Genomic DNA, 23,387 nt, shown 5'->3' with positions numbered 1-23,387 from the left:
TTGAATGTGCTACATTGTTGTCAGAGCCGGAACGATGCGGCCGACGTCAATCGCAGACGAGGAGTGATCCGACATGTTGACTGAGCAATTAAAAGGCGTTATCGTTCCGGTCGTAACCCCTTTTACGGAGGAAGGCGAGCTGGATACGGGCAGCTTCCGCCGAGTCGTGCAGACTCTTATGGATCAGCGCGCGAATGGAATCGTCATTAACGGAACGACCGGGGAATGCCCGACCGTCCGCCCCGAAGAGGTGCGTCTCTTGATGGAGGTTGCGCTGGAGGCAAGGGGAGAGCGAACGTTTCCGATTCTGATCGGTACGGGCTCGAACGATACGGCGGAAGCGGTAAGCCTGACGAAGCAGGCTCAGACGCTGGGAGCGGACGGCGCGCTCGTCGTGACGCCGTATTACAACCGTCCGTCGAAGCAGGGAGTGATGGAGCATTACCGGCGGGTCGCCGATGTCGGACTCCCGGTCGTCGCCTACCATATCCCGCACCGGACCGGCCTGGAGCTGACCTCCGGCGACATCGCCGCGATTCTCGGGATCGAAGGTGTGGCGGGAATCAAAGAGAGCACCGGCGGAGTCCGCAACTTCATCGAGCTGTCCGGCCATACGGACAAGGCGCTGCTGTGCGGGGACGACCTATACTTCTTCGCAGCTTTATGCTGCGGTGCGAGCGGAGCGATGATGGCTTCCGCGAATATGTATACCGGCCGTTTTGTCGAGGTGTATGAGCAGTTCTCTCTAGGCCGCTGGCTGGAAGCGAGAGCGAAGTTCGACGAGCTTGTGCCGCTAATCGGCCTGCTGTTCGCCGAACCGAACCCTTCGCCGGTAAAATGGATGATGAAGCAAACCGGGTTGCTGCTTTCGGATCGGGTAAGGCTTCCGATGACGCCGGTCAGCGAAGAACTGGAGCGGAAGCTGGCAGAGTTGCTTTCTTGTGATAGGTGAAAACTATAAATATTATCCATTTCATATATTGGACCAATAACGAAACATCCTTCACAATTACTATTAAGTAGAAGGAAGGATGTGCGTGAAAATGAGAATGGAACCCTATGGTCAGAAAGACGGAGACGGCGTGAGCGCCGCAACAGGTGGTACGGGTGCCGGTAGACGTCCGGAGTCGTCAAGCGGCTGGAATGCCGCCTTGTACGATTCGAGACTCGGTTTTGTGTCCGAGTTCGGCAAATCGCTTGTCGATCTGCTGGATGTACAACCGGGCGAAGCGGTGCTTGACGTCGGCTGCGGAACCGGCGATTTGTGCCGGGTGCTGGCGGACCGGGGAGCGGCGGTACAAGGGATCGATTTTTCGGCGGAGATGATCGAAGCGGCCCGGACGAAATATCCGGAGCTGGTCTTCGAGGTGGCGGACGGCCAATCGTACGAGACGGACCGGAGGTTCGACGCCGTAATGTCCAACGCCGCCCTGCACTGGATGAAGCGCCCGGAGGGCGTCGTCCGGGCCGTCCGGAACGTCCTTGTCCCAGGCGGACGTTTCGTAGCCGAGTTCGGCGGGAAAGACAATGTGGGCGCGATCGTTGCGGCGATTTACCGGACGCTGGAGAACTTCGGCGTCGATCCGGAGCCGCGTAATCCGTGGTATTTCCCATCGGTCGGACAATATGCGGCACTGCTTGAAGCTTCCGGCTTCCGTGTCGGATATGCGCTGCACTATTCGCGGCCTACTCCGCTGGAGGACGGCGAGAGGGGACTGGACCATTGGCTGGATATGTTCGGCGGCGTCTTTTTCACCGGACTGACCGATGCCCGGAAAGAAGAAGCGTACGAGGAAGTGAAACGTCTGGCGCGCCCGGCCTTGTTCCGGGACGGACGCTGGGTGGCCGATTACTGGAGGCTGCGGATTTTGGCATTTGCGCCTTAAGTCTCAAAATAGTCCAAAATGCCTATTAATGACTTCGGGAATATGTGGTACTATGGGCATAGTTGATAGGAATTATCGGATAAAGGCAAACCTGGGCGAAAGCCAGGGGCGCAAAGCCACGGGTCTACAGCGAACTTCGCCATGACAGCCGGGTTGCCCATAAGCTGATGCATGTCGTCATCAAACCGGACGGACGTCGCTTTAGGGCGTCGTCTTTTTTTGTGTTGGAGGCTTAGGAACGCTTGGAGAGAAGCGGTGCCTGACGTCATTCGTGACCTTAATCTGGGGGTGATGCGCGTATGAACGATGAAGTGATGCAGTTGAAAAGCGATTTGCACCGGTTAACGGTCGAACTGATCGGCAATTGCAAATATTGCTCCTTAATTTCCTCGAATGTGGAGTACAAAACCCCCATTTATTGCACCAAGTTTACCGGTCCCATCCATCCGACCTGCGTCAATGTGACGACCTGCTTGTCATGCCAGGAATACAAAGGAAACTAAGTCCGAATCGAGCCGAATACGAACAAAGGAAGCCTTCCGGACGCCGGGAGGTTTTTTTGATAGTTCAGAGCCTCTTTCCCGGTCGAGTCAGCAAGTGTCGCATCGACACGGAATAGGAGCGGTGGAAGGTAACTTTTCCCTTTCCACTTGGTTGTCCATAATGAATCGACAGCCTCGCCGAAGCCTCCTATTTTGTTCAGAGCCGCGTGCATACATTTCCCCGCGGGGCGTACGGTTCAGCGAAGAGGAACACTCTTGCCCGCAAGAACGAGGTTTACGGTTTCGAGCCTCATTGAAGACGAGTATGTTGCCGTCAACCCCCATCAACGAGCGGCTCCCGACCGAAGGTGCCCACTGTCTCCCGCGCACCTAACGTATAGCTCGTACATCAAAGGATCGCCCGGACGTTTTTATCGAAAGGTTTTTCTCAAATCATGCGAGGCTTAATTGTGGCTTCTCCCGGAAAAATACAATCTTGCGCGCACCTTTTCCTTGCTGCTGAATATCGGTAGTACTAGGCGAAGATCCGCGAGGAGGAGGTGTACCGGCGCTATGATGGAATTCCGCAATTTATCGGCCCAAATATCGAAAAAAGTGATGATCAAGCCGCGGCTGCAAATCCGCTATCCGCAGCTGACCGGGCTGCCGAACCGGAAAGCGCAGCATGAGATCAACGACCGGATTCTGAAGCTCGTCTACCAGATGATTCGCGATCAGGGTTATGTCGAGGACAAAAACAAGGAAATGACCGGCATTTATGAGGTCATGCTGAACGAAAACGGGCTGATCAGCATTGTGTTCCAAAACTACGCCTATGCAAAAGGAGCGGCTCACGGCATCACGCTGCAAAAGTCGCTGACGATGGACTTGTGGGACGGGGACGATTATGATTTCGATGATCTGTTCCGCGATGGGAGCGGGTATAAGGCGCATATTGACGCGATTCTAAAGCGACAAATCGAGGAGAACGACATGCCGATCCTGGAAGGCAAAACGTTCAAGGGAGTCGGACCGGATCAGGACTATTATTTAACTCCAAGCGAGCTTGTCGTGTATTTCCAATTGTACGAATATACGCCCTACGCTTACGGATTCCCGACTTTCCCGATTCCGTATACGGAAATCGCGGATATAGCCGATCCCGAAGGACCGATCGGCAAGCTTCAGCACGCCGTGGTCTGAAGATTCGGCGCACGTGATTTGGGGTACACAAAGTACAGAATCGTTTTTGAGCGGTTTGCCGCTCTTTTTTTATACACGGCTTTGGACGAGCGAGCAAATGCGCCTTCTGTCCTCCGGCGTAAAGAACGCAAGCCCGCAGGCCGAGCTTATGAGCTTATGAGCTTATGAGCTTATGACCTTGAGCTAACGAACCATATCGTACTTATAGCCGTAACAAGACTTCATAACAGATCTAACGAATCCCAGCTACCTTATGGAGTCGAACATGGGCGGGAGTGCGAACTTATGCAGGAAATAATGTCTCTGGAGTTCGTAACAATTCCAAATCGCTGCACTTTAGCCAATAAGGGGTTCTAGGTTCGTAAGCCCCGTAAGCTGATTATTTTGCAGCTTTGAAACCAAGTCCCATTTTCTGCGTAATAACAACCAAAAGGCGAAGGAGGATACGCCAATGTTAAAACGAATGCTACAAGATTTATTGCATAAGAAGCTGAGCTCCAAAAGACACTATTCGAGATATTCCAGCAGCGACTACTATAAGAGACAAGGCGGTTACCCGCCGCATTATCCGAACCATCCGAACCAGCACCCGAATCAGTATTCGAACCAATACCCAAACCAATATCCGAACCAGAACCCGAACCAGTACCCAAACCAGCATCCGAACCAATATCCAAACCAATATCCGAACCAGCATCCGAACCAGTATCACCATAATCAGGGTTACAAGTACTACAGGCGCAAGCATAAAAGCTATTCCAGCTCGTAGGAACGGGCGGCCCCCGGCGCGGACTAGGCACACTATGCAGAGTTCCATGCACGAGGGGCTGTCCCCAAATGCCCGGCAGTACTGGAGCGAGCTCCAAACCGAGCTCCGAAACCGAAAGGACCTCAATTCCACGGCCAAGTGGAGGATGAGGTCCTTTTTGCAGGGAAATACCGATTGAACAATTTCTCCGGCCCTTACGTTTTGCTTCGAATCTCCCCATCGACAATGGAAAAGTGCGTCATCCGTCCGTTCGTGGCGAATGCGTCAAATACAATTGTTTGATGACCCGATCGATCGTCAGCTCCTGAACGGACATATCGAGCAGCGTGCACATGCCGTTCATCGTCGCGATAAATTCGCTGATATTCAGAACGCCCGTGTTCAGCTCGATTTCGGCCTCCTGCTCGGACAGCATCCGTACCACGGTAACGCCGGGTATTTGCAGCTCGGGGAAAGGCTCCGCGGTCAGCAGACGGATCATTTTCCCGCCGCCGACATGGCCCCGCATCGCTTGAATCGTATCGTCGAAGACAACTTCGCCGTGATTGACTACGATGACGCGCTCGGCCAGATGCTCGACATCGTCGAGATCGTGGGTCGTCAGGATGAAGGTGACGCCTTTGCGGTTCATCTTCAGAATGAACTCGCGGATTTTGTCCTTGGCGATCACATCGAGGCCGATCGTCGGCTCGTCCAGAAAGACGATTTGCGGGCGGTGCAGCATCGCCATCATAAATTCGCATTTCATCCGTTCCCCGAGCGACAGCTGCCGCGTCGGCTTGCGCATCACGTCTCGGACGTCGAGCAATTCCGTCAGTTCTTCGAGCGTTTCTTCGAACTCGGACTGCGGAATCGAGTAGATCGCTTTGTTCATATAAAAGGCGTCGAGCGGCGGAATATCCCACAGCAGCTGGGATTTCTGGCCGAATACGGCGCCTATGCGGGCGACGTAGCTTTTGCGCTGCTTCCAGGGGACGTATCCCATCACTCGGACTTCGCCTGCGGTCGGATGAAGCACGCCGGTTAATATTTTGAGCGTCGTTGATTTGCCGGCTCCGTTCGGGCCGAGAAATCCGACGATTTCGCCTTGCCGCACCTGGAACGAGATGCCTTTCACGGCGGGCACCTCGACCGTTTTGCGGAAAACCAGGCTTTTCAGAGCTTCCTTGAACGTATGGCCGCGTTGATGCGTCGTATACGTTTTGCACAGCTCGCGTACTTCGATCAGCATGTTCATGTTAAACTTAACCACCCGCACTCGTATAGTTGCCCAGCATCCGGTGCCAGAACGCCAGACTGAGCAGGAAAAAGGCGAAGCTGACGGCAGCGGCGATCCATACGTCTTGCGGCAGCTTGCCGAGCAGCGCGGACGCCGGGATAAAGCCGATCATCATGACCGGAACGGCGTGGAGCACGAGGCCGACGAACGATTTCGAGAAGACGGTCCGGGGATACAGCCCGAACGATGTGACCGAATCGAATATGTCGTATACCCGGCTGCTGCCGACCCAGCGGAACAGCAGGCCGGACATGAACAGCGCGAACGAGAACAGCACCATGACCGACAGCAGCATCAGCGCCGCAAACAACAGCCAGCCGGCGATTCCTGCGGCCGGAACGATCCAAGCGGCCGCCCCGAGCAGCAGCACGCCGCCTAGCAGACGCCCTAAGCCGTCAGGCTGAAAGCCGGTGACCAGCGCCATGTACAGTGCGGAGCGCGGCTTGATGAGCAGCAGATCGAACGTTCCTTCCCGGACCCTGTCGAGCGTATTCCAGACGATCCCGAAGAAGAACGGAAAGGCGATGCCTTTGGACAGCAGGAACACCGCTTGAATGAGCAGCACCTCATTCAGGCTCCACCCGGGGAAGGAAGCACCCGAGCGATAGATGAGAAACGTAAGGAGCGGCACGATCAGTTCCCCGGCGATCGTCATCAGGGAGCTGATCCAGAAATCGCCGCGGTAGGCCATTCGGCTCGCGATTGATGTTTTGACGATTTCCGCATAGGCGACAAGCCCGTTCGTCATGCGCCCACCCCCGTAAAATGCCGGATTCCGAGCCGCCACAAGCATTCGGAGACGAGCCACATGACGATAACGGCAGCCGCCTGAACGGCTACGATTTGCGGGATCGACATCGTGATGCCCCCTAACTCGTAAGAACCGATGACCACCCGGGTCGGCACGTACACGATAAATTGGAACGGCAGCACGAACAAGATTTTTTGCAGCGTATCCGGCAACAAGGTGAGCGGGATCAAGACGCCCGCCGATAAGTCGCGAAGCAGATGGAACATCCCGCGAATCCCGTGCGCGTTCGTCAGCCAGAAGGCGGTGAGGCCGATGCAGTAATTAACGAGAAACATCATCAGAAAGCTTAAGCCTATAGATAGGACGGCCCACACCGGATACTCGGGTATCAGATCGATACGAAAACCGAAGTACAGAATAAGGGCGACAGGGACGAGCTCGAGCCAAAAGCCGAGAAGACGGTGGCCCGCTTTCTGCGATAAAGCGAACCAGCGGTGCGACACCGGTCTGAGCAGGAAGGTGAGAAATTTGCCGGTGCGGATCAGCATCTGCAAATTCCAGTCGGCGAAGTCGAAGATGGCATAATGGATGACCGTTATGATGCCGTAATAGGTCAGCATTTGCGTAAGATTCAATCCGCCGACCGTATCCCTCGAAGAGAACACCGCCTGCCAGATGAGCAGCTGTACGAGAAACAGAACGGGCCCCACGAAGAGGGAGACGGCCATATGCGAACGATAAGCCGCCCACTCCTTGTAGGTGACGAAAGCGACGGATTTTAATACCCGCAGCATGTCAACGCAAGCCCGACCAAATGATATTGCTCGGATGGATAATCGATTCGGGCAAAAATCCGTCGTGCGCGGTCGGCACGAAATAGACGGCGACCAGCTGCTCGACGGGATCGATATGCAGCGCGCAGCGGCCCGCCCCTTCGTGGGAGAACGTCGCCGGCGTCTTCAGCTCGCCTCTCTCCAGAAACAAATTGAGCCCCAGCCCGTAGTTTTTGGACGGAATTTGCACGCCCCAGGCGTATGCCGGTACCTTGAACAGATGGTTGCGGGTCATCGCCTCCACCGTTTTTCGGCTGACGACGCGGCTGCCGCGAAACGCTCCTTTGTCCAGCATCATTTGTCCGAACTTCCACAAGTCCGTCAGCGTGGAATGCAGTCCGCCGCCGGCACGCGGCATTTTGCCCGGCTGCTTCGTACTCGTCGTCAAACGTTCCGCGTCGAACGGCACGACAAGGCATACTTCGTCGCGGAACTGTTCCGGCACATCGAAAAAGGTCCGGTCCATCCCGAGCGGCTCGATAATCGACTGCTCGACGTAGTCGTTGTAATGCATGCCGGTTACGCGGCCGATCAATTCGCCGAGAATGCCGTAGCCCGAGCTGGAATAGTTGTAAAACTCCCCGGGCTTGCTTCGCGGAGGACCGGACAAGACGCCCTTGATCCAATTATCTTGCTCGCTCGCGTTCCACCAGCCCCGCGGATACGGCTCCAAGTAATAGCCCGGGTCCGGGCAAATGCCCGCCGTGTGCGTGAGGAGGTGAAACACGGTGATCGTTTTATGCAAGGGGGTGTCGAATTCCGGCAAAATCGTGGATACGGGCTGCTCGAGATACAGCTTTCCGTCTTCGACGAGCTTCATGACGGCGACCGCTGTAAACGCTTTCGTCGTGGAGGCGATTCGGCGCAGCGAATCCGGCTGCAGATCGCCGCCATCCTCGAACCCGACTCTTGGGCCCATCGATTTATGGGCGAATATTTTGCCGTGGCGGGCAAGCAAATATGAGGCGGCTTGGAGCTTTCCGTCCCCGATCAACTGTTGGAAATGCCGGTCCAGCACCTCAAGCCGTCCGCCGTCGAAGCCTACCTCGGACGGGCTTGCGTCCGTATGCCCCAGATGGATGGAGCTTGCATGCTGCTGTTCGATTGCCATTAGCGATCCCTCTTTTCGTCGTCGATTCGTGATTACAGCAAGCCCGACCAGATAACGGCTTTCGTTCCGATGACCGATTCGGGGGCCCATTGAATCCCGGTCGGTACGATAAATACGGCTACGAACCGCTCCTCCGGGTCGACCTTGATACCGCACCGGCCGAAGCCCTCGTGTCCGTACGTTCCCGGCGTCTCGATCGTAGGCGTGGTCAGGAATAAGCCGAGCCCGAACTGGTAGTCGGTAATATTACTTCCCCATACGTGGGTTTTGACTCCGGACAGCTTATTCTTGGTCATCGCTTCGACCGATTTCCGGCTCAGGATGCGGACACCGCCGAACGTTCCGCCGTCCAGCATCATTTGACCGAGCTTCCATATATCCTCGAGCGTCGAATACAAGCCGCCTCCGGCCGGGGGAGGACCGTCCGTGCGTTCTTCACTCCACTCCAGCTCCTCGACCTGCCAGTCGCTCGTCACGCATACTTCACCGCGCAAATGGACCGGCACCTTGAAAAACGTTCGCGTCATGCCGAGCGGCTCTATGATGTGCTGGAGTATGTATTGCTCGTACGGGATGCCCGATACTTTGGCGATGATCTCGCCCAAAATGGCGTAGCCGCAGCTGGAGTAAGCGTATTGTTCGCCTGGCTTGAAGGAGAGCGGGCCCGAGATCGCATTCGTAACCCAATCGTCATACCCCTTCAAACCGCCGAACCAGGCGGTCGGATACGGCTCCATCATGCAGCCGGGGTCCGGATATACACCCGATGTATGCGTAAGCAGGTGAAACACGGTAATCGATCGGTGCAGTGGCGTATCGAACGGCTTCAGCACGGTGGACACCGCTTGTTCCAAATACAGCTTGCCTTCCTCGATCAGCTGCATGACGGCGACCGCGGTGAAAAACTTGGTGACCGAATACGTCTTGCGGATGCTGTCCGGCATCAAGTCCGGGCCGCCTTCCCGGTAAGTCAGCTTGCCCATCGCCCGGTGCGCGAAAATACGCCCGTCTCGCGCCAGCAAATAGCTGCCGCATTGCAGCTTATTGTGACTGATCAGCTCCGACAAATGCTCGTCGAGCCTGGCTAACCGCGCCGGATCGTAGGCGGCTTGTTCAGGGGTCGCGTCTGTCCGTCCGTCATGATACAGCGGCACTTCCGTTCCTCGGATCATACCGATTCCTCACTTCCTGGATCTAGGATGAATTCCTGAAATGACCAGATGTTTATCCATTATATGACAGAACGTACGTTCCGTCTATGGGGCATTTTAGTTTATCCGTTTTTTCCGAAATAGTAAGGACTACAAGAAAACCGTCCCGGGAAAAAGGGGAAACCTTTTCGAGAACAGCTTGAAGGTGCAGTCGACAGTTTGTATATGATTTGAAAATAGAAAATGCATTTTTATCGGTATGGATTAATTCTATAATGCAAATGAAGAATAGGTTTGAGGAGGCGCCTCCTAAATACCGATTTTTCGCGGATGCGGACGATAGATAGTGAAACGCGGAATTTGCTTAAAGAAATAGATAGCGAATGTTGCGAACGTTTGTAGCGTAGTTATGATGCTGTCCAAAAAGTTGCGAAGAAGAGGGAGTCGATGGAAAAGATGAAAAGATTCTGGAAGGTTTCTTTGGTAAGCGCTTTCGTCATATGCTCGTTGGCCGCTTGCGGCAAGCCAAGTGATCCGTCAGCAACAGGAGCGCCTGTCCCGGGTGCTGCAAAACCGAAAAGCAATGATCCGGTCACGCTCGTTTTCGGAATGACGGGGACGGAAGAGCAATTTAAGCTGAAAATATCGGAAAATCCGCAGGTGAAGGCGAAATTCCCGCACGTCACGTTTGAATACAAAAGCGTGAATGTGGGACTGGAAAAGCTGCTGGCTTCCAACGATATGCCGGATTTGATTAATGTGGTGTACCGAAAGCTTCCCGAAGTGCAGGAGTTGAAGCTTGGCACCGACTTAAGTCCGATGGTCTCTGCGAACCAATTCGACCTGAACAAGTTTCGTCCGGAAAACTTGGAATCGATCCGACGCTACAGCGGCAACGGACAACTGATTGCTCTGCCCGATTCCACGAACAAAACGTACTCGACCTATGCGCTCGCCTACAATAAAGATCGATTCGATCAATTCGGTGTAGCGTACCCGAAAGACGGAATGACGTGGGATGATGCGATCGATCTTGGCAAAAAACTGACGCGGATGGATGGCGGCCAAGCCTATTACGGGCTGCATGTGAACAATCCGTCCGGCGTCCTGACCTGGCAGCAGGGACTCAATTACGTCAACCAGCAGGGAAAGGTCGACTTGTCCGGGCAGAAATGGGTGGACCTCTTTCGCGTGAATAAACGACTCTATGACGAACAAAACAGAGTGGCGCCGCCAAACGGCATCACGACGTTCACGAATGACAAAAATTTTGCCATGTGGGCGGGTTCGGTGCGGGAGCTGTTCTTGAACGCAGAGAAATACGACAAGGAATTCCGCTGGGATATCGCGACCTTTCCGTCCTTTCCGGATGCACCGGGAGTAGTACCGCCCGAAGGCGGCGTATTCGTTCTCACATCGACCAGCAAGAAGAAGGAAGCGGCGTTTGAGGTGCTCTCTTATTTGCTCAGCGGCGAGCTGCAGGAGGATACGGTGGCTATCTTCGAGAAAGGAGAGAAACTCGGCAAGCATGTGGACGCAGTGAAGAACCGCAAGACGTCGATTTATGTCGCGGACAAAATTACGGAGCAAGGGGACGCCGTGCTTGCCGCCCAGATCAAGGGAATGAACACCAATCAGCTGGACGTCAATACCGCAAATCGCAATGCACAGGAAGCGATTCAGAAAAAATACGACGAAGTGCAAGAACAATCAGCCCGAAACAAATGAAAGGATGATCCATTCGATGACTGCCAAAGAACCGCAATCCGCCAGGGAAGGTCTTGCCGCGGAAAGCCGGATGCATCGTTTTTTCCGCAAGCGTCCGTTACATGAAAAGATCCTGTGGGATCGTCGAACGTCGATCATCTGGCATCCGTCCGAGGTCGAGACGTATTACGAGCAGCCTAAAAATTCGTTTTGCCGGTTCCGTCACGAATTCGAACTGCCCGGGACCGCCAAACGAAGCGAGCTTCGGATTTTTGCCGACTCCCGGTACATGCTGTACATCAACGGCCATTACGTGGGCCGGGGACCGTGCCGGAGCGATCCGCGCTGGCAATATTACGACGTATGGGAGATTAGCGCCCTGCTTGTACCCGGGCCCAATACGATTGCCGTTCTCGCTCTCCACTACGGTTACGGCACGGGACAATCCGTTCACCGGATTCCGGCGCTGCTGGTGGAATGTACGGTCGATCAGGAGGACGGGGGCTGCACGCGGATCGCCAGCGACGCCAGCTGGAAATGCAGCCTGCATCCCGCCTATGAACGGAATGCCCCGCGTATTAACGGCTGTCAAGGACCGGTGGAAGTTTACGATGCGCGGCTTGAGGACGGGCAGTGGCAGCAGCCCGGATACGACGATGGGAATTGGATGTCGGCCAAAGCGCGGAACCGCCAATTGTCGCCGTTCTGGAACCTCGTCCCGCGGGACATTCCGCTGCTCGAAGAAGATGAGGTTACTGCTTGCCGTATCGCAGGGATCGGCGAGCTGGTCGAACGGCCGGAGGCGGTGGATCGGCTGCATAAGCAGATTATGGAAGAGGAAGCCGGACTGACCGTTTCTTCTGTGGACAGTGTCGGAACGGCCGAACATACCGTACAGCGGACAGAGCAAGGAAAGGCATCCGTTGTCACCTTTGATTTCGGCCGCATGGAAGTGGGTTTCCTGCAGTTGGACGTGACCGGGGCGGAAGGAGATATTCTCGATGTGGTTTATGCCGAAGAATTATGGGAAGGTAAAGCGCTGCTGAATGCGAACAACAACCGCTCCTTCGACCGGTTCGTTCTCGCCGGCGGACGCAACGGATTGGAGCTGGCCTTCGGCTGGAAGGCGTTCCGCTACGTGCAGATTCGCGTGCGGAATCATAAGGGGCCGCTTACGTTCCATCGTGTCGGCATCCGGACGAGGTATTACCCCGCATCCCGAACCTCGGGTTTTGCGTGTCCGGATCACGAGCTGGAGCGCATATGGACGATATCGGCGCATACGCTGCGCTGCTGCATGCAGGACGGTTTTCTGGACTCGTCCAGCCGCGAACAGCAGCAGTGGATGGGGGACGGGCGCGTACAGTCGATTTACAACTATTACTTTACCGGCGACAGCCGGCTGCACGCGAAGCTGCTCATGCAGATCGGGCAATCCCAGGATGAATCGGGGATGACGAAATCGCGGTATCCGGACGGCCATCATAACTTTCCCCCCATCCCGTCTTTTTGCCTGCAGTGGATTTGTTCATTCAGCGACTACGAGTTCTATACGGCCGACAACAGCAAGGTCGCCGAGTGGTGGCCGAACATCGTCCTGGCGCTTCGCTGGTTTACTGCGTATATCAACGAGGAAGGCGCGCTGGAGGATGTTCCGTACTGGTCGTTTATCGATTGGGGGGAGCTGCCGGCGGGATCGGCCCCGGATGTAGCGAGGGGCGGTATTATCGGCGCGCTTAACCTGCAATATGTGGAGGCTTTGCGTGTCGCCGTCCATTTCGCCTATCAAGAAAACGATACGGAAGCGGCGGCCGTCTTCGGAGGTTTGGCTGATCGGGTGGAGGACGGCATCAAACGGCTTTTATGGAACGAAGCCGCAGGGGGTTACGCCGATTGCGTCGTGAACGGCAAAAAAAGCGAAAAGATCAGCGAGATTACGAACAGTCTCGCGCTGCTTCATCTGCACCGCCCGGGAGAGGAACGGGCGGACTGCATCGTCCGGAACGTATTTTTCCGGGAAGCGGGCTACCCGGTTCTTAAAGCCAGTCCCTACTTTATGCTGAGCGTATACCAGGCGCTTTCCGCGCACGGGCAATCCGGTCTCGTCCTGCAGATGATTCGCGAAAGATACGGCGCCATGGTGGAGGCGGGGGCTACGACGACATGGGAAAACTGGGAAGTATTTTACCGGACGGCACAAGGGGACGTGCGGTATCAAAGCGCGAGCCATGCCTGGGCAGCGATGCCGATCGTGTTTATGGCCGAACAGATTCTTGGGGTAAGTCCGGCGGCCCCGGGCTTCAAGCGGGTGCATGTAGCTCCCCGGTTGTTCGGCATGGCGCATGCCAAGGGGACGGTCGCCACTCCTGCCGGGGAATTTCATATCGATGTGCACAGGCGGGAGGATCGGGTCAGCTTGGAGCTGGTTGTACCTGAGGGCAGCGAAGCGATCGTCAGAGGACGGATTTGTCCCCCGGGCAGACATGCTCTCGAATGGACGGAGCAAGAAACGTAGAGGACAATACGCAGCTGCGGATACACAAAATGGCGCCGTTCCTGGCGCCTAAAGTTCATCGGGCAGACAGCTGAAGCGCGGTGAAATACGATGGCGGAGTTTTCCCCACCTTCAGGTTAGAGGAAGTTCTCTTATCCGGAATCAAATCTGATGCATTTTTCTGTATTTTCCCGGCGTTATGCCCATTTCTTTGGTGAACACCCGATTCAGATAATACCCGTTCTGGTAGCCGCAACACTCCGAAATCTGGTTCAGATTCATCTGTGTTTCCAGCAGCAGGGTGCAGGCTTTCTCCAGTCTTAATGACGTCATGTAGGTATGGGGTGTGGTAGAGAAGACCTTTTTGAATCGGATTGTAAATTGGGTAGGCGTCAGTCCGAGCGCTGCGGCAAGCTGCTTGATTTGCAGCTCTTCGAAAGCATGCCGTTTCAATTCCTGCACTGCCCAGGCCATATCGGGATCATGCACGGTATGCGGCATCTCATGCGCAACTGTTTGATGATCAATCCCCCATTCGTCGCAGATCAAGTACCAGATATCGAGAATATAATGGCTTATTTTTCGGCGTCCGGATGGTGTCGCTCTTAACTTGGGCACTTTCAGACGGTCAAAGTTGAGTCGCAGGCGTTCCAAATCGGCGATGCTGACTTTTCGTCTCGGAAACAATGGAGCTTCGTGCGATTCCGGCTGTGTCTCCTGTTCGGGAAGACGCAACGCGACTTTTATATTATGAAAGGACAGCGGGGAAACAACGACACGCCTAAAAGGAGTTCGGGGAGGACAAATCACGATGTCGCCCAAAGAAGCGGTTCCCTGCTCTTCCCCGATTTCAAAGTAAAACGACCCGTTCTCAACAGCATATATCGTCCAGTTCTCGTCGATATCTTCATACAGCAGAAATTTTTCCTTTCGTTCCCAGTACATGTAATACATATCGTGCGGGACGTAAGCGGATTGGCTCGACAAGGGGGTTCCCTCGCTTTTTTTGTAATATTTCGTATATTAGATCAGAAATAATCTTCATTTCTCCTTAATCATATCATCGATCTGTGATGATAAAAAGTATATTGCTGCAGCTGAGGGTGCCAAAAATGAGACAACGGTTGATCCATATAACTGTGTTGCTGCTGCTCCTGCTGGCCTCCCGCACCCGCACCCCGCACCTCAAACCCAAACCCAAACCCAAACCCAAACCCAAACCCAAACCCAAACCCAAACCCAAACCCAAACCCAAACCCAAACCCAAACCCAAACCCAAACCCAAACCCGCAACCCGTACCCGGCCCTCCGCCCTCCGAACTAACCCCGCACCCCAAGCTCCCCTCCAGCCGGTCTAGTAAAAAGAGGTTGAAACGAACGGTTGAAGGCGATATAATTCTATTGCATGCATTATATATAATATATAAAAGTTAGCGCGATACTAAAGGAGCGAATACACGGATGAGCAAAGTGAGAGTGGGGATTATCGGGCTGGGCAGCTGGGGCAGCTGTCACTTGGAAGCGTTTCATGCGATGCCGCAGGTGGAGGTCGTCGCATTATGCGACCGTAACGGGGAGCGGGTAAAGGAACTGTGCGACAAATATTCCGTGCCGAACGTGTACACGAAAAGCGAGGAGCTGCTGGAGCGTACGGACATCGATCTGGTCAGCATCGCGACGTTCGAGCACGAGCATTGCGGTCCTGCGGTCGCGGCGCTTAATTCCGGCAAGCATGTGCTGGTCGAGAAGCCGGTGTCCACCAAGCTGGAGGAGGCGGCGGAGATGGCTGCGGCCGCGGAGCGTAACGGCAAATTTATATTCGCCGGGCATCTGCTCCGGTTCGAGCCGCGCTACGCGGATATCAAAAACGCGATCGTATCGGGCCGGATCGGCGAGCCGCAGAGCATGTACTTGAAGCGGGGCCGGACGAAGGGGATGTTCCGCACGTACAAACGGACGCATACCGTGTTCGAGCTGACGGTGCACGATCTGGATATCGCCATCTGGTATGCGGGCAGCCGGGTCAAAACGGTAAAGGCTTACGGCAAGGCGGTTAACGACGAGGTCGTCCCGGATATTTTATGGTCTTGTCTCGAGTTCGAGAACGGGACGATGGCGTTTTTGCACAGCAACTGGATGACGCCGGATGAAGCGGGCATCGTGATGAACGACGCGGCGGAAGTGATCGGACTGAACGGAACGGCCCAATTTGCCAACAGCGGCTCCAATTTGCAGCTGTGGGACGGGGCGGGACGGACGTCGCCGGACTATTTTATTCACCATACGCTGAACGGGAGCGCATTCGGCGTGCTGCGGGAGCAGCTTACTTATATATGTAATTGCGTGGCGGCCGGCACGAAGCCCGAGTATACGTCGTTCGACGATGCGGTGCACGGGATCGCGGTAGCCGAGGCGATCATCCGTTCGTGCGCAAGCGGCCGGGAGGAATATCCGCAAGCTTAGCCGCGGCCGGCAACTGGCAGGAAGCAAGAGCAGAGGAGGAGAACCCGTGAGACTGCGAGAGAAAGTATGTCTGATCACTGGAGCGGGGTCCGGCATCGGACAAAGTACGGCGCTGCTGTTCGCCGCCGAGGGAGCCGCAGTTGTCGTAAACGATCTGGATGCGGACAAAGGCGCCGAGACGGTGAGACGGATCGGGGAAGCGGGCGGAACGGCCGTGTTTCTGCAGGCGGACGTCACGAATCCGGAGGAAGTCCGGCTGATGGCGGAGCGGGCGCTGGAGCGGTTCGGCCGGATCGACGTGTTGTTCAACAACGCGGGGATCAGCGGCGTCGGCCGATTGCACGAGATCGAACCGGACGTCTGGGACCGGATCATGAGCATCAATATTAAAGGCGTTTATTTGCCCAGCAAATATATAATCCCCCATATGATGGAACGAAAGCGGGGAGCAATCATCAACATGTCGTCCTGCGTGGCCGAGATCGGACTTGCGCGCCGGGCTTCCTATGCCGCGACGAAGGGAGCGGTGCTTGCACTGACCAAATCGATGCAGGTCGACTACGCCCCGTTCGGTATCCGGGTGAACGCTCTGCTGCCCGGGACGATTTTCACCCCGTTCGTGGAACAGTACTTGCGCAAGTCGTACGACGACCCCGAGGAGGCGATCGCCTCCATCAAGAAACGCCAGCTGAGCGAAGAGCTCGGGCTGCCCGAAGATGTCGCCAAAGCCGCCTTGTTCCTGGCCTCCGACGAGTCTTCCTTTGTGATGGGGGCGCCGCTTTATGTGGACGGCGGGGCTGTCTTCGGCAAAAACGCCTGAGTTTATTTTCGCGGAACGACGGAGGGATTATCTGTGAGAAAAGAAATCGTATATACCGATAAAGCGCCGGCACCGGGAGGGACGTATTCGCAAGCCGTCAAGACCGGCGATATGGTATACGTCGCGGGCACCTGCCCGTTCGAGCTGGGCACCGGCAAAGTGTTGTACCCGGACGATATCGTCCGGCAGACGCGTCTCGTGCTTCAGTATATGGCGCGAATCTTGGAGGCGGCGGGCACGTCGCTGGAGCATGTTGTGAAAGTGACGTCGTTTCTGCGGAATCTGGACGATTTCAAAGCTTATGATCAAGTGTACGCGGAGACGTTCGCGCACGAGCCGCCCGCCAGGAGCACGGTGGAGATCGGCCAATTTCCGCCGGGGATGACGGTGGAGATCGAATGTGTCGCCATGCTTCCGTCTTCGCGGGAGACGGCTGGACAATGACGCTTTCGGAAGATGATGAAACGGGGAATGTCTGCAAGCCGGGAGCCGTGCCGTATCAAGATCATGTAAACGCTTTTGGCGGGATTGACAACTTTTTTACGGCTATGCTATAACTAGTACAATGTCAGACGGTAACAACCGAATAGGCAGTACCGTTTAGGGTGGAGTCAGGAGAGAAAACTCTAAATAGTAGACAGCTTGCTGGGCTGTTTATTATTTGGTTTTTCTCTTTTTTGTTTCACGAAAGCAGTCAAGCGGACTATAAAAAAGTAGAGGTGACGCACATTGGCGGACAACAGACGGGAATTTTCGATCGTCATTATTCCGGATACGCAAATACTGGCGGCGAAATATCCTTCCATCTACCCGGTGAAGGCGCAGTGGATCGTAGACAATGCAGCAGAATTGAACGTTCAGATCATTCTCCATCTTGGGGACGTCGTGAATGACGGAGCGGACGACGAAGAACAGTTCCGGATCGCCGCGCAGGCGTTCGAGAAGTTTGATCAGGCCGGAATCCCGTTCCTGGCCACGCCCGGCAACCATGACTACGATAACCAATTGAAGACGGACCGGAGTCTGACGATGTTCAACCGCTATTTTGGAACGCACCGCTACGCGAACCGTCCGTGGTTCAAGGGCACTTATGAAGAGGGGAAAATCGAAAACAGCTATGCCGTGCTGGAGATCGAAGGCGAGCCGTATTTGTTTCTGTCGCTGGAATTCGGGGCGAGGGACGAGGTGCTGGCCTGGGCGGACAGCGTGATGGAGGCGCACAGCTCCCATAAAGTTATCATCATTACGCATACTTACATGTACCAGCATGGGGAGAGAACGAAGCCCGGCGATAACCATAACCCGAAGCTGTACAAGGGCGCAGCCGGAGCGAATGACGGAGAGGATATGTGGCAGAAGTCGTTCCGCAAGCACGGCAATCTGATCGCGGTGTTTTCCGGCCATCACGACCGGGAACTGGTCAGCTACCGGACCGATTTCGGCGACTGCGGCAACCCGGTATTCCAGTCTTTTCAGAACTGGCAGTGCACGGACAACGGGGGAGAAGGGCGCATCCGGATTTTGAAAATGAAGCCGTCCGACTTCCCCTCCTTCAGCCTGGACGTGTACAATCCGCATACCGGATCGTATGAGACGAATCCGGGGTACTCCGTCGAGGTGCCGCTGAAGCGGGAAGACGCTGTGCTGAATATTCGCCATCCGCGCTAGGAAGGGGATTTGAACCGGCTATGAACGAGAAACGATTCCGCAACGGACGATATGCGGTCCGCCTGCTGCTGGCGGTTTGTATCGCGCTGCCTGCAGGGGCCTGCTCTGGCGGTACGGATAACGCTGGCCGTTCTGCGGTCTCGCAGACCGTGTCTGCGGAAGAGAGCGGCCCGGCAGCTGCAAGTGTGCCGGTACAATACGAGCAGCTTCAATACAGGAAATACTCCGAAACGTATGGCTGGAAAGCGGCCGGTTCGGCGGCGGAATCCGGCCGGGATGTGCCGGACCGGTACGAGCTGTACCGACAGGCGGTTCCCGGAGGTTTTCTCGTCAGCGAAAACGAGGACGATTATTATATCTGTGTAAGCGTCGGCAAGAAACCGTCCGCTAACGAAGGATTCCGGGTGAAAAAGGTAACCGTCTCCGGCGGCGGAGAAGGCCAGACGTCTCCCGCTCGACCGTTTCTGACGATTTCGGTCCGGCCGACGGCTGACGACCCGGTTCCCGAGGGGATGAAGGGTGAGGCGTTCGTCACTTCGCTGCTCCGCATCCCCAAGCAACAGCTGCCGTCCGGCACGGTGATCCGCGATATCCTTATGGTGGAATCGTAACCGGCCGGCCGGCACGTGCGACGGACGGTTGATAACGTCCGCATATTTCTCCACCTCAACTCCTTATTGGAATCGGCTGATTCCGGTAAGGAGTTTTTGGTTGGGCCGGCTCTGATCCGGTTGGCGCTTATGTCCGATTGGGGTATAGTAGGAGGGAGTAAATAATATTTCTCCATGGAGGATTATTTATGGAAACAAACTACATACTCCCTATTGAGGGCGTATCGGATCATATGACGGGTGAGGCGCGGGAAAGGCTGCTCAATTGGCGTCTTCGCGCCGCGGAGCTGGCGGCGGCGAGCCGAGAACGCGTCTATTTGAACGGCCCCGATGTCCGTCAAGTTGCGCTGACGTTTGACGACGGCCCTGATGAGCGGATTACGCCAATGATCGCCGATACGTTAACCGAACACGGTGTAAAAGGGAACTTTTTTTTCGTCGGCAGCAAGGTGGAGCAGTACCCGGACATCGTGCGGCGAATCTATAAGGCCGGTCATCTGATACTCGGCCACAGTTACGCACATGACCGTCTGACGACATTAACCGATACGGAGCTTGCGGACAATTTCAACCGGACGCAGGCCGCGATCCGTTGCGTCATCGGCGCGGAGCCGGCGATGTACCGCCCTCCGTTCGGCGACGCCGACGAACGGGTCGTGCGCGCGGCGGACCGGGTGGGCTGCGCCACCATCCTCTGGTCGCTGGATACGCTCGATTGGTCGCAGAAGGAAGCGGACCATATCCGGCGGAACGTGGACACCTTCGCGCGGCGCGGCGAGATCGTGTTGATGCACTCCGGTCCCGGATGTTTGGAGACGGCGAAGGCGCTGCCGGAGATGATCCGCGATTTGCAGCGGAGACGGCTTGAGATCGTGAGCCTTAGTGAGCTGCTGCCTATTCCGGCTTACCTCGGCTAGTTCGATCGGCCGAAGTTATGCAGTTTCCCGCCTGCGGGCCCGGCGGGAATTGTCTGATTGCAGCGAAGCTTGTCAATGGGTCTTTTTTGATGCATAGTTTTCGCAAACTCATGACTTCAGTCATGAGTTAGAAAACATCGGATAGGGCGTGGCTTATGCCACGTTAACTATCCGATACATGTTTAGGTGACTATTACAACATTCCCTTTAATGTCAAGGTTTCTATAGGTGAACAACACTGACATATGTTATCCTGTAATCAGAGGTGATTATGTGTCAGAAATAAAGCGTGGTCGTGGTTACGTCTATGCCATTCAGTAGCAATTATGCTCCTGCTGTAGCTATAAGCACAAAGATGTAAAAGATTTGAAGTTGCGTGAATGGGACTGCCCGGAATGTGGAGCGCATCACGACCGAGACTTTAACGCAAGCCTGAATATACTTGCCGAAGGCAAAAGACTTCTTGCTGTGTAATCCTTACACGAACTGTCGGAACGACAGGGTTAGCTTGGTGAACTTCTCTTCGTTAGAAGGGACTACCCAAGAATCTCGTGTCTTTAGTCATGAGAGGTTCAAGATAGTCTAGCTCATGTACTACATAATCGCGGAAGCGCTGGAAAAAGTGCAAGCAAAAGTCGGTCATGTAACGATTTCCGTAGGAGTGATGTAGCATGAATAAAGCGATGGCAACAGGGGAGCAGCCGGCTGCTCCGCGGCGGATCGTAATCGCCGGCACGGGGAGCGGCGCGGGCAAGACGACGCTGACGATCGGCATCATGGCGGCGCTGCAGGCGAGAGGGCTGGTCGTGCAGGGCTTCAAGTGCGGCCCGGATTATATCGATCCGACGTACCATACGGCGGTGACGGGCAGGCCGTCGCGCAATCTCGACAGCTGGATGGTCGGGACGGAAGCGGTCAAGGAAATATTCGTCCGGGCAAGCGAGGGGGCGGACATATCCGTCATCGAAGGCGTCATGGGGATGTACGACGGCAAAAGCCCACTGTCCGACGAAGGAAGCACCGCCCATATCAGCGGACTGCTCGAGGCTCCGGTGCTGCTGGTGATCAACGTGCAGAGCATGGCCCGCAGCGCGGCGGCCATCGTCAAAGGCTTTCAATGTCTGTCCCCCGGCTCGCGGATCGTCGGCGTTATTGCCAACAAAGCGGGCAGCGAAGGGCACTACCGGATCGTGAAGGAAGCGATCGAGCAGGAATGCGGCGTTCCGGTGATCGGTTATTTGAAGCGGGAAGAGCAGATCGAAATTCCGGAGCGCCATCTCGGACTCGTGCCTTCGGTGGAACGCGGGGAGCTGGACCCGTTTTTTGCGAAACTCGGAGAGCTCATAGCCGGACATCTCGATCTCGACCGGCTGCTGCAGCTGGCCGAAAGCGCACCGGTCTCGTGCGAACCGGTTCTGTTCAAGCCAAGCACCGTCATAACACGCACCCGGCGTATCCGGATTGCGGTCGCTAAAGATCCGGCGTTTCATTTCTACTACCCGGAAAATCTCGGGCTGATCGAGCATTATGGCGGCGAGATCGTCCCTTTTTCACCGCTTGCGGGAGAGAAAGTGCCGGACGACGCCGACGGGTTATATATCGGGGGAGGTTTCCCCGAGGAGTTCGCGGAGCGGCTGGCCGGGCTGGAGGACGTAAAAGCTTCGGTCCGGGAGAGGGTGCAGGCCGGGCTTCCGACTTTGGCCGAGTGCGGCGGCTTTATGTATTTGACGGAGGCGATTGTCGACCGCCAGGGGAACGAATACCCGATGGTCGGCCTTATTCCGGGTAAGGTAAGGATGCAGGCGAAGCTGGCGGCGCTTGGCTACCGGGACATCACCGGGACGGAGGCGAACTTTATGCTCGGCAGCGGCCAAACCGCGAGGGGACACGAGTTCCACTACTCCGTCTTTGAGCCGGGCGAGCGCGGCGGCGAGGCGACAGAGCAGATTGCCTACGCGTACGAAGCGAAAGGGCGGCTGGGCACGAAGCCGGAAGGTTTTGCGGCAGGCCATCTGGTCGCAGGATATACGCACGTGCATTTCGCCTCCAATCCGGGTATGGTGCTGGGGTGGCTGGAAGCTTGCGAAGCGACAAGAAGTGATCGCGGATGGCCGGCCGTTATAGAAACTGCTTAAAAGCCGCCGGTGGTACGCAGTTGCGGTCTTGCGAGGTGGAAACGCACGGTGCGGCAAGGCAGCTTGGACGGTAGACAGTTGGATAGATGGGGAGTTGGCTAGTCTAGGGATTGAGGGTTATCGTTACGAGCTTCGCTGCCTGTTGGTGGCGGAGCTTGTTTTGTGTCCAGAAAAGTAGGGACAGCCAAACGTCGAAATGTGTTTGTGTGTACCCGGATGCAGCAGTGTGAACCGTGCATCGTACGAGGTTACCCGGTGTCTGTTGACGGTAGCGGTGAGCCCAAGTGATGAATAGCAAGCTGTGCCTCATACGGCATAGCGGTATTACCGAGGCTGTCGATTCAATGTGGACAACCAAGTGGAAAGGGAAAAGATTACCTTCTGGCGAGTTTTGTCTGGAATCCCCTACCTTACAATCCTTATTCAATCAAGGGATACCGGACAACCTGTTTGAGCAGAAGAAGGTAACTTTTCACTTGGAACGGCCTGCTATCACTTCTACATAATGAATCGACAGCCTCTCACCAGCGGTTAATATTCCTGCCGGTCAATCGTCCGTCCCTCTCCGCCTCCGCTTACCGGCAGTCATCAGAAGAGCCGAGCCTAAGTAAAGCAAGGGCAGACTGCCGATTTTGTTTTATGATTGCCCGGGCTCCAACGCGCCTAACAGCGGGGCGGAAAGGAGGAACGCTATAAACAGGGGCAGCGGTTTCCGAATGAGGATAGCAACGAGTACCAGCAGCACAGAGGGAATCAGAAACGCGGATAACGATTGAGATTCCTCGCGGCTTAACAACGTGATCGAAAAATAAAGGGTAGCAGCAAGAGAAATGGAGGCTGATGCCAAGCCTACGTAACTGAATACTGATTTAGAATGCAGCGGATTCATTACAATTCCCCTTTCATTTCTATACTTACAAAGACACTGCAGGCAGGAGTTATGTTGCAGATTCGGAATTGGCATTTGTCAGTTTCAATGCTAGCGGAAGTTTAACTTCCTTTAATCCGATAATCCGTCGTTCATTTGGCGGATAGAGGAAGTTTGGTTTCCTTTATTGCAGTAAACAGTACGGAATCGATGCGGAATCAGCGAAATAAAGGAAGTAA

The 23,387-nt window shown here is 55.3% G+C and carries 21 protein-coding genes, 1 pseudogene and 1 riboswitch; of the genes and pseudogenes, 15 read left to right on the top strand and 7 right to left on the bottom strand.

What is annotated here, in order from left to right; genetic code table 11:
- Nucleotides 1-73 precede the first annotated feature (73 nt).
- The 5 genes from dapA to AC3Y2E_RS02585 all read left to right on the top strand — a co-directional run bounded on the left by dapA (nucleotide 74) and on the right by AC3Y2E_RS02585 (nucleotide 4,340).
- On the top strand, nucleotides 74-952 hold the full coding sequence (dapA, locus tag AC3Y2E_RS02605) for a 4-hydroxy-tetrahydrodipicolinate synthase (protein ID WP_379206837.1): 879 nt from the start codon (nucleotides 74-76) through the stop codon (nucleotides 950-952).
- Nucleotides 953-1,043: 91 nt separating this feature from the next.
- Complete coding sequence (locus AC3Y2E_RS02600; RefSeq protein ID WP_379206835.1) at nucleotides 1,044-1,886, top strand: class I SAM-dependent methyltransferase; 843 nt, start codon at nucleotides 1,044-1,046, stop codon at nucleotides 1,884-1,886.
- 74 nt (nucleotides 1,887-1,960) lie between these two features.
- A riboswitch (cyclic di-GMP riboswitch) is annotated at nucleotides 1,961-2,047 on the top strand.
- Nucleotides 2,048-2,185: 138 nt separating this feature from the next.
- A complete protein-coding gene (locus tag AC3Y2E_RS02595; RefSeq protein WP_379206833.1) occupies nucleotides 2,186-2,389 on the top strand; it encodes a hypothetical protein in 204 nt (67 codons plus the stop codon).
- 552 nt (nucleotides 2,390-2,941) lie between these two features.
- Nucleotides 2,942-3,571 carry a DUF3298 and DUF4163 domain-containing protein gene (locus tag AC3Y2E_RS02590; protein ID WP_379206831.1) on the top strand — a complete coding sequence of 210 codons (630 nt, stop codon included), beginning with the start codon at nucleotides 2,942-2,944 and terminating at the stop codon, nucleotides 3,569-3,571.
- A gap of 451 nt (nucleotides 3,572-4,022) precedes the next feature.
- Nucleotides 4,023-4,340 carry a hypothetical protein gene (locus AC3Y2E_RS02585; protein ID WP_379206828.1) on the top strand — a complete coding sequence of 106 codons (318 nt, stop codon included), beginning with the start codon at nucleotides 4,023-4,025 and terminating at the stop codon, nucleotides 4,338-4,340.
- Nucleotides 4,341-4,578: 238 nt separating this feature from the next.
- On the opposite strand, the gene AC3Y2E_RS02580 is transcribed toward AC3Y2E_RS02585, so the two are convergent.
- The 5 genes from AC3Y2E_RS02580 to AC3Y2E_RS02560 are packed head-to-tail and all read right to left on the bottom strand — an operon-like array spanning nucleotide 4,579 to nucleotide 9,486.
- Nucleotides 4,579-5,577 (bottom strand): ABC transporter ATP-binding protein, encoded by a 999-nt coding sequence (locus tag AC3Y2E_RS02580; protein WP_379206826.1) that lies wholly within the window; start codon nucleotides 5,575-5,577, stop codon nucleotides 4,579-4,581.
- Nucleotides 5,578-5,584: 7 nt separating this feature from the next.
- A complete protein-coding gene (locus AC3Y2E_RS02575; RefSeq protein WP_379206824.1) occupies nucleotides 5,585-6,367 on the bottom strand; it encodes an ABC transporter permease in 783 nt (260 codons plus the stop codon).
- Nucleotides 6,364-7,164 (bottom strand): ABC transporter permease, encoded by an 801-nt coding sequence (locus tag AC3Y2E_RS02570; RefSeq protein WP_379206822.1) that lies wholly within the window; start codon nucleotides 7,162-7,164, stop codon nucleotides 6,364-6,366. The genes AC3Y2E_RS02575 and AC3Y2E_RS02570 overlap by 4 nt, the downstream gene beginning before the upstream one ends.
- A 1-nt stretch (nucleotide 7,165) precedes the next feature.
- Nucleotides 7,166-8,314 (bottom strand): serine hydrolase domain-containing protein, encoded by a 1,149-nt coding sequence (locus AC3Y2E_RS02565; RefSeq protein ID WP_379206820.1) that lies wholly within the window; start codon nucleotides 8,312-8,314, stop codon nucleotides 7,166-7,168.
- Between the two features lie 32 nt (nucleotides 8,315-8,346).
- Nucleotides 8,347-9,486, bottom strand: coding sequence for a serine hydrolase domain-containing protein (locus tag AC3Y2E_RS02560; protein ID WP_379206818.1), 1,140 nt, complete (start codon nucleotides 9,484-9,486; stop codon nucleotides 8,347-8,349).
- A 426-nt stretch (nucleotides 9,487-9,912) separates the two neighbouring features.
- On the opposite strand from AC3Y2E_RS02560, the gene AC3Y2E_RS02555 reads away from it, so the two are divergent.
- A complete protein-coding gene (locus AC3Y2E_RS02555; protein ID WP_379206815.1) occupies nucleotides 9,913-11,193 on the top strand; it encodes an ABC transporter substrate-binding protein in 1,281 nt (426 codons plus the stop codon).
- 16 nt (nucleotides 11,194-11,209) lie between these two features.
- Entirely contained in the window at nucleotides 11,210-13,687 is a 2,478-nt protein-coding gene (locus tag AC3Y2E_RS02550; protein ID WP_379206813.1) for a family 78 glycoside hydrolase catalytic domain, read from the top strand.
- Between the two features lie 141 nt (nucleotides 13,688-13,828).
- On the opposite strand, the gene AC3Y2E_RS02545 is transcribed toward AC3Y2E_RS02550, so the two are convergent.
- Nucleotides 13,829-14,488 carry a helix-turn-helix domain-containing protein gene (locus AC3Y2E_RS02545; RefSeq protein ID WP_379206811.1) on the bottom strand — a complete coding sequence of 220 codons (660 nt, stop codon included), beginning with the start codon at nucleotides 14,486-14,488 and terminating at the stop codon, nucleotides 13,829-13,831.
- Nucleotides 14,489-15,127: 639 nt separating this feature from the next.
- Between AC3Y2E_RS02545 and AC3Y2E_RS02540 the strand changes: the two genes are divergently transcribed.
- From AC3Y2E_RS02540 to AC3Y2E_RS02505, 8 genes and pseudogenes are all read left to right on the top strand, one after another.
- A complete protein-coding gene (locus AC3Y2E_RS02540) occupies nucleotides 15,128-16,129 on the top strand; it encodes a Gfo/Idh/MocA family protein (protein ID WP_379206809.1) in 1,002 nt (333 codons plus the stop codon).
- A 46-nt stretch (nucleotides 16,130-16,175) separates the two neighbouring features.
- On the top strand, nucleotides 16,176-16,949 hold the full coding sequence (locus tag AC3Y2E_RS02535; RefSeq protein WP_379206807.1) for an SDR family NAD(P)-dependent oxidoreductase: 774 nt from the start codon (nucleotides 16,176-16,178) through the stop codon (nucleotides 16,947-16,949).
- Nucleotides 16,950-16,982: 33 nt separating this feature from the next.
- Entirely contained in the window at nucleotides 16,983-17,393 is a 411-nt protein-coding gene (locus AC3Y2E_RS02530; RefSeq protein ID WP_379206804.1) for a RidA family protein, read from the top strand.
- A 285-nt stretch (nucleotides 17,394-17,678) separates the two neighbouring features.
- Nucleotides 17,679-18,617 carry a metallophosphoesterase gene (locus AC3Y2E_RS02525; RefSeq protein ID WP_379206802.1) on the top strand — a complete coding sequence of 313 codons (939 nt, stop codon included), beginning with the start codon at nucleotides 17,679-17,681 and terminating at the stop codon, nucleotides 18,615-18,617.
- 20 nt (nucleotides 18,618-18,637) lie between these two features.
- A complete protein-coding gene (locus AC3Y2E_RS02520) occupies nucleotides 18,638-19,228 on the top strand; it encodes a hypothetical protein (RefSeq protein WP_379206800.1) in 591 nt (196 codons plus the stop codon).
- A gap of 188 nt (nucleotides 19,229-19,416) precedes the next feature.
- Nucleotides 19,417-20,145, top strand: a complete 729-nt coding sequence (locus tag AC3Y2E_RS02515) for a polysaccharide deacetylase family protein (RefSeq protein WP_379206797.1) — start codon at nucleotides 19,417-19,419, stop codon at nucleotides 20,143-20,145.
- Between the two features lie 321 nt (nucleotides 20,146-20,466).
- Nucleotides 20,467-20,619: pseudogene (locus AC3Y2E_RS02510) on the top strand (zinc ribbon domain-containing protein); the annotation flags it as partial.
- 197 nt (nucleotides 20,620-20,816) lie between these two features.
- Nucleotides 20,817-22,280, top strand: coding sequence for a cobyrinic acid a,c-diamide synthase CobB (locus tag AC3Y2E_RS02505; RefSeq protein ID WP_379206795.1), 1,464 nt, complete (start codon nucleotides 20,817-20,819; stop codon nucleotides 22,278-22,280).
- 637 nt (nucleotides 22,281-22,917) lie between these two features.
- Here the strand turns inward: AC3Y2E_RS02505 and AC3Y2E_RS02500 are convergent.
- A complete protein-coding gene (locus AC3Y2E_RS02500; RefSeq protein WP_379206793.1) occupies nucleotides 22,918-23,169 on the bottom strand; it encodes a hypothetical protein in 252 nt (83 codons plus the stop codon).
- Between the last annotated feature and the right edge of the window lie 218 nt (nucleotides 23,170-23,387).

The organism is Paenibacillus sp. MAH-35, from assembly GCF_058135425.1.
Note: the sequence above shows the minus strand (reverse complement) of the source record. Positions and strands in the feature narration are given on the sequence as shown.

Excerpts from the sequence above, each read along its gene's own strand:
- AC3Y2E_RS02500 (WP_379206793.1), bottom strand. The coding sequence starts at position 23,169 with ATGAATCCGCTGCATTCTAAATCAGTATTCAGTTACGTAGGCTTGGCA.
- dapA (WP_379206837.1), top strand. The coding sequence starts at position 74 with ATGTTGACTGAGCAATTAAAAGGCGTTATCGTTCCGGTCGTAACCCCT.
- AC3Y2E_RS02560 (WP_379206818.1), bottom strand. The coding sequence starts at position 9,486 with ATGATCCGAGGAACGGAAGTGCCGCTGTATCATGACGGACGGACAGAC.
- AC3Y2E_RS02580 (WP_379206826.1), bottom strand. The coding sequence starts at position 5,577 with ATGAACATGCTGATCGAAGTACGCGAGCTGTGCAAAACGTATACGACG.
- AC3Y2E_RS02515 (WP_379206797.1), top strand. The coding sequence starts at position 19,417 with ATGGAAACAAACTACATACTCCCTATTGAGGGCGTATCGGATCATATG.
- AC3Y2E_RS02555 (WP_379206815.1), top strand. The coding sequence starts at position 9,913 with ATGGAAAAGATGAAAAGATTCTGGAAGGTTTCTTTGGTAAGCGCTTTC.
- AC3Y2E_RS02600 (WP_379206835.1), top strand. The coding sequence starts at position 1,044 with ATGAGAATGGAACCCTATGGTCAGAAAGACGGAGACGGCGTGAGCGCC.
- AC3Y2E_RS02575 (WP_379206824.1), bottom strand. The coding sequence starts at position 6,367 with ATGACGAACGGGCTTGTCGCCTATGCGGAAATCGTCAAAACATCAATC.
- AC3Y2E_RS02520 (WP_379206800.1), top strand. The coding sequence starts at position 18,638 with ATGAACGAGAAACGATTCCGCAACGGACGATATGCGGTCCGCCTGCTG.
- AC3Y2E_RS02550 (WP_379206813.1), top strand. The coding sequence starts at position 11,210 with ATGACTGCCAAAGAACCGCAATCCGCCAGGGAAGGTCTTGCCGCGGAA.
- AC3Y2E_RS02595 (WP_379206833.1), top strand. The coding sequence starts at position 2,186 with ATGAACGATGAAGTGATGCAGTTGAAAAGCGATTTGCACCGGTTAACG.
- AC3Y2E_RS02585 (WP_379206828.1), top strand. The coding sequence starts at position 4,023 with ATGTTAAAACGAATGCTACAAGATTTATTGCATAAGAAGCTGAGCTCC.
- AC3Y2E_RS02570 (WP_379206822.1), bottom strand. The coding sequence starts at position 7,164 with ATGCTGCGGGTATTAAAATCCGTCGCTTTCGTCACCTACAAGGAGTGG.
- AC3Y2E_RS02565 (WP_379206820.1), bottom strand. The coding sequence starts at position 8,314 with ATGGCAATCGAACAGCAGCATGCAAGCTCCATCCATCTGGGGCATACG.
- AC3Y2E_RS02540 (WP_379206809.1), top strand. The coding sequence starts at position 15,128 with ATGAGCAAAGTGAGAGTGGGGATTATCGGGCTGGGCAGCTGGGGCAGC.
- AC3Y2E_RS02505 (WP_379206795.1), top strand. The coding sequence starts at position 20,817 with ATGAATAAAGCGATGGCAACAGGGGAGCAGCCGGCTGCTCCGCGGCGG.
- AC3Y2E_RS02590 (WP_379206831.1), top strand. The coding sequence starts at position 2,942 with ATGATGGAATTCCGCAATTTATCGGCCCAAATATCGAAAAAAGTGATG.